Origin of the sequence: Thiorhodovibrio winogradskyi (genome assembly GCF_036208045.1) — a bacterium.
GTDB lineage: Bacteria > Pseudomonadota > Gammaproteobacteria > Chromatiales > Chromatiaceae > Thiorhodovibrio > Thiorhodovibrio winogradskyi.
Genome location: NZ_CP121472.1, coordinates 207,305 through 223,384, shown reverse-complemented (window position 1 = coordinate 223,384; position 16,080 = coordinate 207,305). Strand labels below are relative to the sequence as shown.

The following is a 16,080-nucleotide window of genomic DNA, read 5'->3' as shown; positions in this document are numbered from 1 at the left end:
CCTCCTCGCTGACCTGCCCGGCGGCGCAGTGCTGCTCGAACTGCGTTTTCAGGCTGGCGAATTCCTCGCGCTTAGGAGGCCTTGTTGACGCTGGGCATGGCGATCGCCAGCGCTCAGGCGCGCTCGGCCTCCACCGCCATCACAGCCCCCAGTACCGCCAAGCGCTCCGCCGGGGGCATGGCGTGATAGCGCCGCGCCCAGGTCTCGGCTTTGCGTTTGATGCGCTGGCGGTCGGTGAAGTTCTTTCCCGCAGAGCGCGCCCAGTGCAGACGCTCGGGGGTGAAGTTCAACCACAGCTTCTCGGTGCGGACTCCAGCGTGGTTCATGACCTGCAATTCCAGGCTCTGCCAGTCGCCGAGCTGTTGGTCGTAGAGGTCCGAGGGATAGCCGGAGAGGATCACCGCGCAGGGCAGTGACTTGAGCAGGGCGAGCAGGTCGCGGTGATCTTGCTCGCTGTAATCGTAGCGGTAGCGTCGCGAGGAGCTGCGCGTGCTGTGCAGATAGGGCGGGTCGCTGTAGATCAGCTCGCGGCCGCTGAAGGGGTAATCGGCGAGAAACGCATGCGCGCAGCCATGGACGCGCTCCACCGGATAGTCGCAGCGGAACCGCTCCAGCACCCGGGCATTGCGCTCGATGGCAATGTTGCGCAACGCCGGGGGCTTGCGCTGCATAATGGCCCCGCCGCCAAGATGCGTCTCGATGTAGGAGTCATGCGGGGGCATCAGCGCGATGATCGGCTGACACAACCCAAAGGTGGCCTTAGAGCCAAAGTAACTGCCCATGCTGTCGGTCCGTCTCACTATCTTGGACCCGCGGCATAGGTCGCCGCCGCTATGATGTCAAGCGATTAGCGCGGCGGCGTGGGGGTGCTCGGGAGGGGGGAGTAGTTACCCGACAATTTCTCAACCGTCACAAACGCCTTGGTAAAACTGTAACCCCATTTGGCGTTCTTCGTCTAGAATTAAGTATACCGTCCCCAGAATTCCTTTGAATTCCTTTGCTGAAAATTAAACCGAGCCGGAGAGTAAGCCGGGAACTTGTCCGCGTTTAGGTCAAGGTTTGTTTTCTCTGTTTCCGCCTGGTTTCCCGGCGGTGCCACAATATTATGACCATGCGCAGCTTTGTTACCCGGCTCCTCGCAGAACCGGACTTGGAGTGTTACACCATCCGGCTCCCAGTCTGAGTCATCCACCAAGGGACGGGGTAAAGGTTGTGGCGAATTTCTGCCTTGGGCAGGAGGCGGCGTATGTAGACCGAGAATTGCTTCCAGTTAAGCGAGCGCTTCTGGCTTCGCCTGTTTAGCCACGTAAACAGCAGCCGTTGGGCAAAGTAGATGTAGCTCGACAGCCCGCGACTGTTACCGCTGACACCATAGTACTGAATGTGTCCTTGCAGATGCCTCGCAAGAAACGCCACCATGGCGTTCCCTCCCTCAGTACGCATCTCCCGCAGGCGGTCGTTGAGGGCCTTGAGCTTCTTGCGCAGGCGCTTGCCGTCGGTTTTGCGACCAACAACGAAGCGCCCCGTCCGACTCCGACCCACATAATGGGTGAAGCCGAGGAAGCTGAAGGTGCGTGGTCCTTGGTATTGCACCCGCGAGCGTCCAAGCCCTCTTGATGTCAACAGGGCACTGCCAACTTGCAGCAGCGCCGTCTTGCTCGGCTCGATCTCCAGATCGAACTCGGCCAAGCGCTTTTGCATTTCGGTGAGAAAGGCGCGGGCGTCGACCTCGTGCGTGAAGCAGGCCACATAGTCATCGGCGTAGCGAATCAGGTAGGCCTTGCCCGCGCACTGCTTTGCAAAACGCTTCTCGAACCAAAGGTCGAGCACGTAGTGCAGGTAGATATTACTCAGTACGGGCGAGACCAATCCGCCTTGCGGCGTCCCTTCGACGCTGGCTGCAAATACGCCATCTTCCATGATGCCGGCTTTCAGAAACCGCTCGATGATCCGTGGAAGGTTCGGATCGCCGATGCGATGTTCTAGAAAGCGCAGCAGGTGGGCATGGGAGACGTGGTCGAAGAAGCCTTTGATGTCAGCTTCAACCACCCCGCAACGTCCGTTCGTTGGTGATGACCTCCGCGACCCGACGTAGCGCATCATGCGCACTGCGCCCAGGGCGAAAGCCATAGGAGCAGTCCAGAAACTCCGGCTCCCAGATGGCCTGCAAGATTTGGCTGAGGCGATCCTGCACCAGACGGTCCTCAAAACTCGGAACACCCAGCGGACGCATGCGTCCGTCCCCTTTCGGGATGTAGGTTCGCCGCACCGGTTGCGGCCGATAGCCCAGTCGGCGTATCCGTGCCGACAAGTCCTCCAAGCGAGCCAATAGGCCCTTGGCATAGTCCTCCTTTCTTACCCCATCAACTCCGGGCGCCCTGTGCCCAATCGGGGCGTCCGTCTTGGCGTCCGAAGCTCATCAAGCAACCCCTCGGGATCAAACAACAACCCCATCAGGGAGGTGAACCGCGTGCGCAGTTCCTCGCGCGCCTTCAGTGTGAAACGTTTCAGTTTGGTTGTCACGCTCTTAGTCCTCTCAGCGTAGGGACGTGTGTCACTGTCACGTTATCTCAGACCGCCACCCCTTATGCTCGACCCGCATTACCGGGCGTCATCGCTCTTACGAGTGGCTCCGACTTCCGTGCACCACCGCCGGCGTCCTCGCTTTTTACACTTGTTCGCCGGTGCCCGCCTCCAGCGGACCGATGCACGGATCTCCCTGGTTACCACGTGCTCTCAATATAAGGCTCGACACGGCCTCGGACCCCGGGGAGTATCCATGCCACTGACCAGTGACGCGACATGCATTGTTGCCTGCCGGGGGGCCAAACCCGTCGGCACTCTCCAACGTAATTTTCGGGGCTCTACACCTTCAGGGTCGGCTTCACCCGTTACCTTTGCACCTCGCCTGTTTTCACGCCTACGCATCGTCGCGTCAGTTACCCTTCGCGCCGCAAGACTTGATACTGGGCTCGCGGCTCACGATGACCCAGGCGGGACTCTAACCCGCTAGAACACGCGGCCTTGCCAGGCCGCACTGGCCCCTTCTATGAGGCGTTTTTGTCAAGCCCTTTTTTCGAGAGATTATTTTGTTCAGCGCCAACATCGCAAATCAGAATGTTACATTCATTATCGCATTGCATGATTGCGCAGACCAGCCGCCATGCCGCGCTTCTCTCTCCCCGAAGGGGCGGGCGTGGTTTATCGAAACGCTCGTGCATGGCAAGGCCGTCGGGCGCTGTTCAAACGCTTTCAAATAGCCTGATCACTCACTTTGAATCGTCACTAGCTTATTCGTTCTCCTTGGCGATGGCGGCCGTTTGGTCAGCGCGTTTTGCTCGGTGTCATGAGCATTGCGAGCGTTATGACAGCCATGGGTTGTCTCGGTTTGAAAGCCGACAGATTCTGTGCGAATCCGCTCCACCTTCTATCCGTGCCGGGAAGCCCGGTCACCTGAAATTGCATGCGATGTTCGCCGCTGAAACCGATTGAAAAGGAAAGCGCCCCTTCTTTTAAAACGGCATGACCAGGGGTCAGCCCAGGGGCCTGTCGGGCGCTTTCGACAACCTTGACCGTGATCCGTCGCGTTGCTCTCTCCTCGGGCGTTGGCGCTGTGCTCGGCCGTTTGGGGGTGACTGGATGTCTTCCGCGGGCGGCGGGCCTTAGCCGGCTTTGAGCACCGCGCCGTCCGGGATCTCGCCCTGTTCGAGATAGCGCCACAGGGCGATGAGCAGCTTGCGCGCCAGGGCGACGATGCCGATGCGCCGCATGCGTTTGCCGCCCTTGGCAAAGCGCTCGCGGTACCAGCGACTCAGGGCGCTGTCGGGCTGGTAGCGCAGCCATAGCCAGGACAGCTCGACCATGAGGGCACGGATGCGTCGGTTGCCAGCCTTGCTGATGCCTTGGTCGCGCTGGTCATCACCACTGGCATAGGGCGTGGGGGTCAGCCCGGCACAGGCGGCCAGCTGCTGGCGGTTGCGAAAGCCGCGCCAGCTGAAGAATTCCATGACCAAGACCCAGCTCGAAACCCAGCCGATGCCTTTGAGCTCGAGCATGCGCGCGATTTGCTCATAGGCCGCGTCGGTGGCTTGCTCGACGCGGCGCTTTTGTTCTTGCTCGATGGCGCGGATTTGCTCATCAGCCAAGCAATAGCGCTGATATTCGCGGCGGATCTCTTCTTTGAGGTCGGCGCCGAGGGGCTCGCCGGTGGCGGTGCATAGGTGATCGAGGTTTTCGATCAGCGAGTCGTTGAGGCGCTCGATGACCAGTCCTTGGGCGACGAACAGGGATTTCATCCGTGAGCTGTGGGCGCCACGTTCGTGGATCAGCCGCTCGCGCTCGCGATCAACTCGCATCCGATCCTCGGCCTCGGCACTGGGGACGTTCACCACCGCGAGGGCTTTTTTCTCTCCGCCAAGATAACGCATGAGCTGCACCAGCAGGGCTTCGACGTCGACCCGGTCGGTCTTCACGCGCCGCTTCTTGCGGTTGACCTGGATGCTGGCCGAGTCGACCACACGGCTGTGAATCCCCCAGGATTCCAAGATGCGATGAATCCAGAAGCCATCCCGCCCGGCTTCGTAAACGCTTTCAATGACACAATCCGCGCTGAGTCCAAGCTTCCCCTGGGCGATCTCGATCTGCTCGCGCAACGCGGGAAGATCCCGCGCTTCGATGGTCTTGATCCGGATCTTCTCGCCGTTGCTGAAGCCAAGCTTCCAGGTCTTGTTGCTCAGCTCGAGGGCCAGATAGAGGGTGGTCTTCGGCGTTTGGACAGCGGCAGTGGTCATGTTCGGTCTCCTCGTGGCTCGGGGTTAATGTCGAGGCTTAGACTTGGATGGCCTACATAGTTTCTTTGATTTTCCAGCCCTCGAGGTTGCCGGCCATGGCTTCGCCGAGGCGCTAGTAGATGTGATCCGGGGTGTCTTCCTGCAACAAATCCGCGACATCCTGCCAGCACTGCGCCGCCTCGCGATAGCGCCCGGCCTGGTGGTGGTGCTCGGCTTCGCGGGTCAGGCTGGGGTGGCGGGCGCCTGCCCGGGCGGGAAGCCGAATTCTAGCCCCAGGCGGAAGTCGTGGGTGGAGGGGTGGCGGTGCCGATGGGTCGGGGAGCGGACGGCGGGCGCGTGGCTCAGCTCGCCGATCAGCGTGCGCGCCATGCGCGCCCGATCATAGCCGCCGCGCAGCGCATGACGGGTCATGGCCCGCGCGCGCGGGAGGTCGCCGGCGTCAATGGCCAGGGCGGCGCGCCAGAGCCACAGGGCGGCTTGGGGGGTGTTGGGGTCAGACGGAGTCGGTGGCATGCGCGGTGATGGGTGGTGCATCCGTCAGCAGGTCAAGCAAATAGCGGCCATAGCCGTTCTTGGCCATGGGCGCGGCGAGGGTGGGTTCCGAGGCATTCACCCTGGTCGCGTCTATTCAAAATAGGCCGGGAGTTCGGCCAGGGTCGGTTGGCGCCGATCTTTATCGGAGAGGATGGCGGCATCGGGAACAAGTGGCCAGTCGATGGCCAGGGCGGGGTCGTTCCACAGCAGGCCTTTGTCGTGTTCGGGGGAGTAGCTGCTCGAGACCTTGTAGAGCACTTCGGTGTTGGGTTCGAGGGTCATCAGGCCATGGGCGAAGCCGATGGGGACGAGGAGTTGGTTCCAGGCCTCGGCGGAGATCATGGCTGAGACGTGCTGGCCGTAGGTCGGCGAGCAGGTGCGCAGGTCGACGGCAACATCCAGGATGGCGCCACGGATGACGCGGATCAGTTTGTGTTGGGCGAAGGGCGGGGTCTGGAAGTGCAGGCCGCGCAGGGTGCCGCGTTCGACGGAGAAGGCATGGTTGTCTTGCACGAAGTGGATGTCGATGCCGGCGGTGGCGAGGTCGCCTTGGCTGTAGGTCTCGGAGAAAAAACCGCGTGCGTCGCCGTGTTTTTGCGGGTGGATCAGCTTGACGGCGGGGATGGCGAGTGATTCGACGACAGGTGGCATTGGCAACATCCTATGAGGAGAATTATTCAGAGTTGACTTGTGAATTTAATTCGTGCCTGACCCCTTTGATTCCGCAATATATGGGAATACACGGCATTACCTTGAAAACTGAACCGAGCCTGGACCCTTTGATTAATTAATTTACCCAGTTTACCAAGCGTATGCCGGGCACGTTTTCAAACTGCTTTGTGTTGTTCGTAACAACAACCAAACCCTTTGAGCGGGCGTGGCCAGCTATCATTTCATCGTATGGCCCAATAGGTCGGCCCATTTTCCTAAGCTCAGCCCGAAGCTGCCCTGTATGCACAGCCGCGCTGTTGTCATAGGGCAAGACTTCAAGGCGAGTGGCAAACCCCTCTATGTCGCGTAAGTTTCGATCAACAGCCGCAGAAGCCTCCGCACCGTATATCAGATCCATCAGGGAGACGGCCGAAATACACATTTGACCGTCATGCGCCTTAAAGGCCTCTCGAACCTGCTGTGGGCGATTTTTGATGGTATAAATAGCGATATTCGTATCGAGCATGTACTTCAGCATCAAAGAGACTCACGCTCTTGGTGGCCCGGCTGCTCACGACTTGCCATGAAATCCTCGGAAACGCCGTCGTCATCGAACCAGGTATCCCATGACTCGCCAGCCGGAATAATGATCCTGGCGCGGCCCTGGATAACAATGTCCACCTGCTTAACCGTCTCAGGGTAAGCTACGGGCTTTGGGAGTCGTAACGCCTGACCTTTATTGCTTTTGAAAATGCTTACTCGTTCCACCGCTTGCGCCTCTTAATGTATATACAATTCGGATATCCCACTCTAATTCCAGCCAAGGGATATATGAATAGTATATTCCGCTTCAATTGTAAGAATGAAAACCTACATTCCGATACTTTTTTCTTACCAAAAGCTCAAAATGCGCGATTGGCAACTGCGATAACAAAATTGTCGGGTGTATCTACCAAGGCGCGGAGCAAAATGTTCCGCGCGCCGACTTCATCACGATTGATTCATTGCCCATTGGTCAGTCGAATGCGCTTTGCGCTGTCGATCTTGTGAAGCACTCCCGTTTCGGGATGTGTCTTACTGGTATAGGCTTCGCAAACATCCAGCACGATTTTTCCGTATTCTTGCGCTTTATGTTTCAAAAACTGCTTGAAACGATAATGCGCAAATGTCAAAAGATTACGCACCGTTTTACTGCGAATTTTGCGCTTTGCTTTTGCCGCCATTTGCGAAGTCTCAAAAGTCGGCAGCAAAATACAATCAAAATTCTTAACCAAGAAATGCGCCACTTTGTGATGCAATTCATCAATCAAGTGTTTGATTTTATCGCGCATTCGTGCTGCGGCCATTCGCATTCTTCTTTGACGCTGCTTATTCTTTTCTTTCGATAGTCTCGAAATCAAATCGTCCAGGTAATGTGCGAGTCTTTGAATACGAGAAAAATCACCCTCGCCAAGATGCCCAACAACAACATCAGCATAAAAGGTTGCAAAGGTTCTAACGCCGGGATCATTGTCACGGGGTTTTGGCGCGTTGCCAAGATAGTGCCAAGACACAGCCGCCTCAGTGTGCAGCGCATCGGCCATCAATCCCCGATAAGCGTGGTCGGCAAGCGCAATCCATTCTGAGTGATGCGTCGCGGCGCCGAGGGTAGCATATTGGGCCATGAGCATGGCGGTGATGTTAGCGACGCGATAGCCGTGATCGGCGGCTTGGTCACTGTAGTGAAAATAGATCGCGTCGTCAGCTTGCTGACTGTGCTGTTCGGCATAGTCATGCAGTGCCTTGACTACGGTGTCGAGGTAGCGCTGATCGCCGGTGAGTTGGTAGGTTCGGTACAAACCATCGACGGCGATGGCAATGGTCACGCCATAAAGGGTATCGGCCGGGTTGATGACCCCATTGGCAAAGGCAACCCACGCCCAGTTGAGTCTCCAGCCGGTTTTGTGGGTTGAGGTTGAGTTGGAACACAGCCAATCCGCCGCCGCTCGCGCTGTTTGTTCATCGCCATGAAGGGCGGCGGCCATGGCGATGGTGCCATAGGCCATGGGGATGTGAATCGTTGCTTTGCCGGTTGTTTCCAGCCCGAAGCCGAGATTTTGGATGGATTGCAAAATACGAGTATACATGGCCAGATCTTGAAAAATTTAACCGACCCAGGCCGTTTTCATTTTACCCTGGCCCTTTTTGCCCAAACAACTTTCCAGTCTTTCGGCGCTTGACATCATTCGAAACGGGGCAATGTATCTTGTTTCTGCCAGTGTGCTTCCACCTGCTTCGCGGCCTCATGTGCCATCCGCGCTCGTTCATCGATACGATAGTGGGCAGATTCATTCAACTGACGCTTGACCTCCCACAGTTCAGCGAGAATAGGATCAGGTGCGACTCTAGGTTGAGTTGATGTTAGCTGTTTCATTATGTGTCCTCAAGAAGTTCTTCGGGCGTTGTCAGCAATGCGGGTGTCTGGCCAAGTGATTTGATGGTATGGATTAACCTGTGTTTTTGTTCTGGTCCGACAAGATGGGCAAAATTCCAGCTCAACAGATAACAGGCGCCATGGTAGGTGGCCAACGCCACATGCAACGCATCTTCTGGTTGTGATGCGGGAATTGCGCCGGCCTCAATGATCTGTTGAGCCAATTTTTGGCACTCGGGATTGATCCTGAGAATGTCAATTATCCTCACGGCATCAAGTCTTTGCTGCGCAGCCTCAGAGTTGCCTTTCGAGGCTTCATCGATCACCAACTCGGAAATCGCTCTTCTCCAGTATTGATCGGCTTGATCCCACCAGTCACGCGTCCAAACCTGTCGCGCCGCCGTGAGTATATTCCGGCTGGGTCGTGCCGTCAGATAAGAAATCACTGATGTTTCGATATAGACCAGCGGTTTCAAAGTGCGTTTGCCCTACTGATTCGATTGATAAAGATATCAAGTAACTTTCAGCACTCAAAGTCCCAACTCCATCTGCCCCGGCAACACCACCGGCCCATCCGGCTCCAGACGCGGTCGCCCGCGTGGGCGCGCATCGCGCCGCTGGCCGGTCATCTGCTCGATCTGCCGCAAGAAACGCTCGCTGCCGATGGGCTGGGACTGCTGAATCGCCAGGCGCAACTCCGCGAGCGCGGCATCATCCAGCCCGGTGCGAAACAGTTCTCGATAGGCCGCTTGTCTGGCCTCGGGCGCGTCGCCCAGCTCCAGACACAGAGAATGCGGCGAGAGCAGCGGATCGCTCGCGCCCAGGCCGTTGGCCCGATAGCTACTCCAAGGATACTCCCCTGGATCGCGCACCATGTCCGCGCGCACCGGGTTTAGCTCAATGTAGCGTTGGCAGCGCAGCAGATAGGTGTCGGTTTGGATCAGCGAGGACTTGTAGCGACTGTCCCACAGGGTTCCGGTGCGGCGGTAGGTTTTGTTGATGGCCTGAACGTAGTGCCGACCGATGGCCATGACCAGCCGGGGAATATCCTCAGCCGCCTTGGGCGTGACCAGCAGATGGACATGATTGGTCATCAGCACATAGGCATGCAAAGCCGCGCCGGTGTTCGCCAGCGCCTCGCCAAGCCAGTGCCGATAGGTCTGATCGTCTTCCTCGGCAAAAAAGCAGGCCGCACGGTTATGACCGCGCTGGACGATGTGATGCGGGTAGTCGGCGATGTGCAGGCGGGAACGTCGTGGCATGCCATAAGTATAGCAGAAAAAAAATTGAACCTGGCCCCTTTAATTGTACCCACCGTTGTAGCAAGGGGCGATTTCACCACCCGCTTATTCTTTCTATGTCACGACAAGATCAGGCCGCACAGCGCTCTGGCACATCAACATAAGTCAAGATCGCCTCAGCGTCGGCATCGACTGGCAACGAGAGCATATCCTCCGCGCCAATGCGCAGCGACTCCAGACGGTCTTCGCGGTTTCGCTCCTGCGCATTAACACCCGGCAAATCCACCAGCCGACCAATCCACCAGCCATCAATCTGTTTCAGTACGGCACGATGTTGCTGAAGCCAAGTTTCCAGGTTTTGTTGCTCAGTTCGAGGGCCAGGTAGAGGGTGGTCTTGGGCGTTTTTTCGGTTTGCGTCGTCATGTTGGGTCTCCTCGTTGCTCGTGGTTCGTGTCGAGACTTAGACTTGGATGTCCTACATCGTTTCTTTAATTCGCTAAGGGACGTTGGTTGATGTTGCTAGCGTGGCCTGCACCTCAGTGAAAGATGGTCTCGGGGCTGTCGGCGCTGAGGATGCGCTCGGACCAGGCTTCGAGCTGCTCGGGCTCGGCGGATTCAATGCGCGGGCGGTAGGTCTCGGCCGAATCCGTGCCGAATTTCCGCGCGAACTGGCGCATCAAGATGGTGGCCTCGCCCTGCTGCATGCCCAGCGTCTTCCCCTTCTCAATCCCCGCTCGCTCAACAGTCGTCACGTATGGCATTTGGAATTGCTCCTCGTAGGCATAAAGTTCTTGGCGAAACTCCGCTTCTAGCTCTTCGGGTAGGCGGATCATCCAATCGATCAGGCGGAAGAGTTCTTCAATCAGCGTGCGCTCATAGCCGCGCTCATACATCAGGCGCATCAAGCGGAATTTCCAGCGTTTCAGTGTCTCGGCATCGTTGGTGACCTTGGCCCGGATTTGAGCCATCACCACCAGGGCAAAAACATTGTCGCTGGCTTCCAGCTCGGCCCAACGCTCGGGGGTGGTGTAGTCGAGCAGTTTGACCATTGGAAAGTCGAATTGCACCCGACAGTCCCACAGCGCCGTGCGGTAGCTGTTGGGGCGGAAACTGCGCTTGGTATCGGCCAGCACCGCCAGACTCGCGACCGGCACTTGGTAGGCATCGCGGATTTTGTAATTGTAGGTGAACATCCGTTCAGCAAAGTCGCTTTGCGGATCACCTTGCACTTCAACATGGGCTAGCACCCACACCGGCGTGTCATTGCGGCGGGTGAGGCCGACGAGCTTATCCGCATAGCGCCGGGTGGTCTTGGCCTCGCGCACAACCCTTAGATGGGCTTGGGCTGGAATTCCTTGTCGAGAAACTGCACGCCCTTTGACCAGTCGATCTCGGCATGGATGGCCGGGAACAGCAACTCCAGAAACTCCGGAAAGAACTGCTCCAGCGCTTCTTTCCAGGGGCTGTCGTAGTCGGGTTTGTCGCTGCTGTCGGTGGCTTGGGTGTCGGCTGTCATGGGGTGATTTTAGCCGATTTGGGGCGGGGCTGGGAGCGTTGGGGGCAGCCCGAAAGGAATTAAGTATACTAATGGGATGGTCCGCCCCGCTCCTACAAACCCGCTGAATCAAGCAAAATAGGCTATCGACAACCATCTAATCGTCAACCGAAGACAGCAGAGAAGAGCCATGAAAAAAGCGAAGAAAAAATCCGTAAAGACGTTTAGCAAAGAACCGGTCGTCACTATTGGTATTGATTTAGCCAAGAACAGCGTACATGTGTTTGGTGTCGACGCCGAGGGTGAAGTGGTGTTCAGCCGCAAGTTGGCACGAAAAGCGTTGAGTCAGTTCATCGCCCAGCAGCCGACCTGTCGCATCGCCATGGAAGCCTGTAGTGGTGCCCATCACTGGGCGCGCACCTTCCAGGGGTTTGGCCATGAGGTTGTGTTGATCGCCCCGCAGCATGTGAAGCCCTTTGTGAAGACGAACAAAAACGATGCCGTCGATGCCGAGGCGATTTGCGAAGCGGCGCCCTGCTCGAAAAGGGGCCCGCGTCAATTGTTCGTGCCCATCAAGAATGTTGAACAGCAAGATACCCAGGGTACCCACCGCATGCGCTCGATGGTCATTGATCAGCGCACGGCGCTGGTCAATCAGATCCGGGGGTTGTTGGCCGAATACGGTATTGTCATTGCTCAAGGGCGTGCTGAGCTTATGCGCCGCCTGCCGGAAATCCTTGAAGACGCCGAGAATGGACTCAGTGAGCGGTTTCGCGCTGAATTGAATGTTCTCCTCGAGGAGTTGCGTCACATGGATACGCGGGTCAAGCATTATGATACTCAGATTCAGGCCGTTGCCAACACCAATGACTCGGCCCAGCTGTTGATGAGCATCCCTGGCATCGGTCCGCTGGTGGCCACCGCCTTGATCGCCACCTTGGGGGAGAATTGGGGGCTGTTCAATAATGGCCGCGCGCTGGCCGCCTGGCTGGGGCTGGTGCCGCGACAGCACTCCACCGGCGGGAAACCACGCTTGCTCGGCATCAGTAAGCGCGGTGATGTGTATATGCGCAAACTGCTGATCAACGGGGCGCGTGCCCCTGATCTGAACAATGGGCGCTGGGTTGAGAACAAAGACGACGCCCTCAGTCATTGGGCGCGCGGTCTCAAGCAGCGCCGTCATGCCAATGTCGCCGTGGTTGCGATGGCCAACAAGCTCGTGCGCATCGCCTGGGCGGTGATGACCACCGGAAAGGCCTTCGATGCAGCGCGCGGCGCGTTAGCGAAGCCCGCGGCCGTTACCGCGTAACGCCTATCGGCCACGAACCATTCTGATTAACCCGCCCTTATAGGGCATCAACCGAGTTCCACACCACGAGTTGCTAAGAGTGAAAGTCACTGTAATGGCATGAAAGGCACGACCGCCTCGCTGAAAACCTGACGGGGACAGCAGCCAGCTTAAGTTGAGACTGATATACTGATTGAGGACGGCGAGGTACGCGAATTCCATTAGGGCACGGGATCGACTTCGATGATGATCCTTCAACGATGCCGGATATATGGCCGCAACGTTTCCTTCTACCAAAAACAGCGATTTTCCTCTTGCATCGCGGGGCGGACCATATATGTCCCCGGAATTCGAAACAGCTCCCGATAGGCTGCTTGTCTGGCCTCGGGCGAGTCGCCCAGATCCAGATACAGCGCATGCGGGGAGAGCAGCGGATCGCTCGCGCTAGGTAGTTCAGTCTCCCAAGAATCAGCCCCAAACCGCTCATGCAGTTTTTATGTCGGTATCAGGGCCTGTCGCCGGCGCTTGAGCATCGAATCACCCAGATGCGTCTCGACCCAGTGTTCCACATCAATGGTGCGCACTGACTCCATCGCGTTGCGAATCACTGGCGCGGTCAAATCGCTCAGGAACGCCGGAATCGTGAGCACCAGTTTACCGATCTCTTTCAGTGGCCCGCGAGCGGTGAAGGCTTTGTAATGCCCAAAAACCGATTCGATGATGTCGGAAGATCCCAACCAGGTCGCCCCCTCGGGCAGCTTGGCCGCTTCGCCTTGGAGGTGTGTCAGCATCTGGGTTTGAAACGCCTCCACCGGCGGCGACAGCGGTCCCAGTTCGGCCAGCGCGGCCTTCACCGCATCGGCTGTGGTGCGCGCGAGGCCTTTGGTTTTCACGACCGTCTGAATGGTTTTGGACACCGCGCTGGTCTGCGTCCATTCTGGCACACTGTCGCGATAGGCCAGCACCCATTCAAAGGCTTCGAGAAAGCGCCCATAGCCCCGGTCGGCCAAACGCCAGAAGGCGTCATCGAGATGCTCCTCCAGCGCGGTGACGTCGGCACTGGCCACCTGCTCACGCAGTGCCTCGCACAAGGCCGCGCGGCTGGGATAAGGCGTGCCGATCAGTGCCCGCAAGGGCGCCACAGCGCTGTTGGTCCAACCCTTGCGCAGCGACTTCCAGGCCATGGCGCTAAAGACAGTGGGGCGCCCAATGGCGCTGAAGTCCCCTCGGTCATAGTAGGCGAGCACCCGCAGAACCCAGTCGATATGGGCCTCAATGGCCATGTAGCGCGCCTTGGTGCGCAGGCTGGGCGGCAGCAGAAACGCCAGGTCGGTCTGTTGGAAGCGGCTCAAGGTGGCGCTGGCCTGTTTCAGGAATGCCTGCCAGGTGCTGTCCTCGCGCCAGTGGGCTTTCAGTGCGGTGGCGATGGCATGGGAGATGTCATAGGTCTCCACGCAGCTGGGCGCCTGCTGGCGATACAGCGCGATGCCCTTGCGCAAGTCGCTGCCATGGTCGGAGACAATCTGCACCGGCTCGCCAGTGCGCGCGGCCACGTGTCGCAACACCGCCTCTACCCACACACCCGTGCTGTTGGCGGTGATCTCTACCGCCAGCACCGTCATGTCGCGATGGCTGGGCGAATAGCCGGTCTCGGCCAAGCGACTGGCGGGGATGCCCAAGACCACCAGGCATTTCAATTCCCCCAGGGCGATGGTGTTATCGAGGATGAAAATCCAATCATCACGGCGCGGCAACGGATGTTGCAGCACCGCCAGACCCAGGCGGTAGACCCAGTTCAGTACGGTGGTGTAGGCCGGCACGCCCACGGGCAGGTGGTTTCCAAACAGCTGCATCACCCAGCTGACCCCGCGACAACCGATACTGGTGTGCAGATACATCTGCAAGCACAGTTCCATGACTTCCAGGGAGTAGTGGTGGTTGGCCACCGGTGTGGCGAGCAGGGGCGCGCTGGGGGTGTCTTCGCCCTCGCGCGGCTTGTCTGTGCAGACGCGCGTGGCTTGTTCCTGTTCGGCGGCCAAGGCACGCGCTTTCCAGTAGGCGCGACTGTTCTCCAAGTCGCGAATGCGCACCTGCGCCGCGCGCCAGCGTTTCTGCACCTCGGCGGCCCTGGCTTTCCATTTGTCACGCGAGTCTTGAAAGAACCGCGCCAGGCGCGCGGCGGAGCTTTTGAAGTCCTTCATGCGGGAAACTCTCAGGTCGGGTACCCAGCGAGATCGCCGTGGTATTTTGCTCACAGACCAAAGGATTGTCGCTACTTGAGTCCCTTCGTTCAAGCCTGACATCGGGTTTGGATGCTAAGCATAGATTCTGCATGGACCGCTGAAGGCGTTTTTAGGGGAAATTGAACTACCTAGCCTACTGCTTCATGCCCAATCATGTGCATCTGATTCTGGTGCCCGCGACGGAGTTTGGTTTGCGGGATAGAATTAAAGGGGTAATTAAAGGGGACAGGTCTGATTTATTTCTGCGAGTGACTTGAAGAATGAAATATCGTTTCACAGATTACTTTGAGAAAAAGGTGATCGCAAAACGTCCGTACCTGACTAAAGAAATGTGTATTACTGTTGTTGAGGGTTTCCTGCGTAGAGAAATGCAGGACGATGGTGAATAAAAGGGGCTAGGCTCGATTTATTTTCCTCAGTCAAGCCTTCAATGCGCTCCCAATCGCGAAGGCGCCGGCGAAGCCCCTCCCACCTCCAGGCGCGCATCGGCTAGACTTCCCACCATGACAGGCGATCGTCCCGACACCCCCGCCAAAGCCCCGCTGCGTCAATGGCACCGCGCCTTCGGCATTGCGCTGATGGATGTGTTTGCCGGGGCGCCCTGGACGGTGGAACTCGAAGTGGAACTGGCCCTGAAAAGCCAACTGCTGGATGTGGCCATCATCGATTCGACCGGGCCGCCTGATCAGCGCCAGCCGACACCCGAACTGCCCGACGGACTGGAGCGCTTGCGTGCCCACAACCTGCTGACCTACAAATCCCATCACGAAGCCCTCACCCCCTGGGTGCTGGACGAACTCATCGGCCACTACGTTAACTATCGCAAGCACAAGATCGATGGCGAGGGGAAACTCCAGCCGCCCGATGTCTTCGGCCTCTATGCTGTTGCCACCCGCTCACCCGAGGGACTCGCGCGGCGCCATGGGCTGCAAACCACCGCCTGGGACGGCGTCTATGATCTCCCCTGGGGCGCGCATGTGGTGCGGGTGATCGTGCTCAACGCCATTGCCAAACACCCGCGTAACGCCCCCTGGGAACTGTTCGCCAGCGAACAGGATCGGATGCGTTGTGGTCTAGAGCACTACCGCGCGCGCCATCGCGACCCCAGGCGACGCGGGCACTGGGATTTATTGGAACACCTCTACCTCCTCTACCGACACGAGGCACCGATCATGGCCTACACGATGGAAGAATTCATCCGCGACACCCACGAGATGGCCATTGACGAGGCCATCCGCAGCGACCCCGAATCGATTCTCAAGCGCTTCGATCCCGAGGACCGGCTCAAGGGACTTGATGCCGACGTGGTGCTCAATCGCTACGATCCCGAGGACCGGCTCAAGGGGCTTGATCCAGCCACCATCGAAGCCTGGCTGGCCAAACTGCGGCGGGACCACTGAGGGAAAGTCATCTGTCCTGGCCTGA

Annotated in this window: 15 protein-coding genes and 1 pseudogene; 2 read left to right on the top strand and 14 right to left on the bottom strand. The window is 58.2% G+C overall.

Annotation, left to right across the window (positions count from 1 at the left end):
- Positions 1–113 precede the first annotated feature (113 nt).
- The 13 genes and pseudogenes from Thiowin_RS01210 to Thiowin_RS01150 all read right to left on the bottom strand — a co-directional run bounded on the left by Thiowin_RS01210 (position 114) and on the right by Thiowin_RS01150 (position 11,145).
- The gene (locus Thiowin_RS01210; RefSeq protein ID WP_328985933.1) at positions 114–782 is read right to left on the bottom strand and encodes a DNA methylase; all 669 of its coding nucleotides are present in this window, start codon (positions 780–782) and stop codon (positions 114–116) included.
- Positions 783–1,158: 376 nt separating this feature from the next.
- Positions 1,159–2,233 (bottom strand): annotated as a pseudogene (locus Thiowin_RS01205) (reverse transcriptase domain-containing protein).
- A 122-nt stretch (positions 2,234–2,355) separates the two neighbouring features.
- On the bottom strand, positions 2,356–2,523 hold the full coding sequence (locus Thiowin_RS01200; protein ID WP_328985932.1) for a hypothetical protein: 168 nt from the start codon (positions 2,521–2,523) through the stop codon (positions 2,356–2,358).
- Between the two features lie 1,139 nt (positions 2,524–3,662).
- A complete protein-coding gene (locus Thiowin_RS01195) occupies positions 3,663–4,790 on the bottom strand; it encodes an IS110 family RNA-guided transposase (RefSeq protein WP_328985931.1) in 1,128 nt (375 codons plus the stop codon).
- 222 nt (positions 4,791–5,012) lie between these two features.
- On the bottom strand, positions 5,013–5,303 hold the full coding sequence (locus Thiowin_RS01190; protein WP_328985930.1) for a hypothetical protein: 291 nt from the start codon (positions 5,301–5,303) through the stop codon (positions 5,013–5,015).
- A gap of 111 nt (positions 5,304–5,414) precedes the next feature.
- Positions 5,415–5,975, bottom strand: coding sequence for a dTDP-4-dehydrorhamnose 3,5-epimerase (rfbC, locus tag Thiowin_RS01185; protein ID WP_328985929.1), 561 nt, complete (start codon positions 5,973–5,975; stop codon positions 5,415–5,417).
- Between the two features lie 136 nt (positions 5,976–6,111).
- On the bottom strand, positions 6,112–6,513 hold the full coding sequence (vapC, locus tag Thiowin_RS01180) for a type II toxin-antitoxin system tRNA(fMet)-specific endonuclease VapC (RefSeq protein ID WP_328985928.1): 402 nt from the start codon (positions 6,511–6,513) through the stop codon (positions 6,112–6,114).
- Positions 6,513–6,743, bottom strand: a complete 231-nt coding sequence (vapB, locus tag Thiowin_RS01175; protein ID WP_328985927.1) for a type II toxin-antitoxin system VapB family antitoxin — start codon at positions 6,741–6,743, stop codon at positions 6,513–6,515. Before vapB ends, vapC begins: the two co-directional genes overlap by 1 nt.
- 233 nt (positions 6,744–6,976) lie before the next feature.
- Entirely contained in the window at positions 6,977–8,101 is a 1,125-nt protein-coding gene (locus Thiowin_RS01170) for a zinc ribbon domain-containing protein (RefSeq protein ID WP_328985926.1), read from the bottom strand.
- 286 nt (positions 8,102–8,387) lie between these two features.
- Positions 8,388–8,864, bottom strand: coding sequence for a type II toxin-antitoxin system VapC family toxin (locus Thiowin_RS01165; RefSeq protein ID WP_328985925.1), 477 nt, complete (start codon positions 8,862–8,864; stop codon positions 8,388–8,390).
- A gap of 54 nt (positions 8,865–8,918) precedes the next feature.
- Entirely contained in the window at positions 8,919–9,650 is a 732-nt protein-coding gene (locus Thiowin_RS01160; RefSeq protein ID WP_328985923.1) for a transposase, read from the bottom strand.
- Between the two features lie 515 nt (positions 9,651–10,165).
- Positions 10,166–10,954 carry a DUF4351 domain-containing protein gene (locus tag Thiowin_RS01155; protein WP_328985922.1) on the bottom strand — a complete coding sequence of 263 codons (789 nt, stop codon included), beginning with the start codon at positions 10,952–10,954 and terminating at the stop codon, positions 10,166–10,168.
- Between the two features lie 5 nt (positions 10,955–10,959).
- Entirely contained in the window at positions 10,960–11,145 is a 186-nt protein-coding gene (locus Thiowin_RS01150; protein ID WP_328985908.1) for a hypothetical protein, read from the bottom strand.
- Positions 11,146–11,314: 169 nt separating this feature from the next.
- Here Thiowin_RS01150 and Thiowin_RS01145 point away from each other — a divergent pair, with 169 nt between their 5' ends.
- Positions 11,315–12,433, top strand: a complete 1,119-nt coding sequence (locus Thiowin_RS01145; RefSeq protein WP_328985894.1) for an IS110 family RNA-guided transposase — start codon at positions 11,315–11,317, stop codon at positions 12,431–12,433.
- A 473-nt stretch (positions 12,434–12,906) separates the two neighbouring features.
- On the opposite strand, the gene Thiowin_RS01140 is transcribed toward Thiowin_RS01145, so the two are convergent.
- Positions 12,907–14,613 (bottom strand): hypothetical protein, encoded by a 1,707-nt coding sequence (locus tag Thiowin_RS01140; protein ID WP_328985921.1) that lies wholly within the window; start codon positions 14,611–14,613, stop codon positions 12,907–12,909.
- 545 nt (positions 14,614–15,158) lie between these two features.
- On the opposite strand from Thiowin_RS01140, the gene Thiowin_RS01135 reads away from it, so the two are divergent.
- Positions 15,159–16,055, top strand: coding sequence for a hypothetical protein (locus tag Thiowin_RS01135; protein WP_328985920.1), 897 nt, complete (start codon positions 15,159–15,161; stop codon positions 16,053–16,055).
- Positions 16,056–16,080: the final 25 nt, after the last annotated feature.

Bases quoted from the DNA above. Each gene is read 5' to 3' on its own strand.
- Thiowin_RS01210 (WP_328985933.1), bottom strand. From the start codon at position 782: ATGGGCAGTTACTTTGGCTCTAAGGCCACCTTTGGGTTGTGTCAGCCG.
- Thiowin_RS01195 (WP_328985931.1), bottom strand. From the start codon at position 4,790: ATGACCACTGCCGCTGTCCAAACGCCGAAGACCACCCTCTATCTGGCC.
- Thiowin_RS01190 (WP_328985930.1), bottom strand. From the start codon at position 5,303: ATGCCACCGACTCCGTCTGACCCCAACACCCCCCAAGCCGCCCTGTGG.
- rfbC (WP_328985929.1), bottom strand. From the start codon at position 5,975: ATGCCACCTGTCGTCGAATCACTCGCCATCCCCGCCGTCAAGCTGATC.
- vapC (WP_328985928.1), bottom strand. From the start codon at position 6,513: ATGCTGAAGTACATGCTCGATACGAATATCGCTATTTATACCATCAAA.
- Thiowin_RS01170 (WP_328985926.1), bottom strand. From the start codon at position 8,101: ATGTATACTCGTATTTTGCAATCCATCCAAAATCTCGGCTTCGGGCTG.
- Thiowin_RS01160 (WP_328985923.1), bottom strand. From the start codon at position 9,650: ATGCCACGACGTTCCCGCCTGCACATCGCCGACTACCCGCATCACATC.
- Thiowin_RS01150 (WP_328985908.1), bottom strand. From the start codon at position 11,145: ATGACAGCCGACACCCAAGCCACCGACAGCAGCGACAAACCCGACTAC.
- Thiowin_RS01145 (WP_328985894.1), top strand. From the start codon at position 11,315: ATGAAAAAAGCGAAGAAAAAATCCGTAAAGACGTTTAGCAAAGAACCG.
- Thiowin_RS01140 (WP_328985921.1), bottom strand. From the start codon at position 14,613: ATGAAGGACTTCAAAAGCTCCGCCGCGCGCCTGGCGCGGTTCTTTCAA.
- Thiowin_RS01135 (WP_328985920.1), top strand. From the start codon at position 15,159: ATGACAGGCGATCGTCCCGACACCCCCGCCAAAGCCCCGCTGCGTCAA.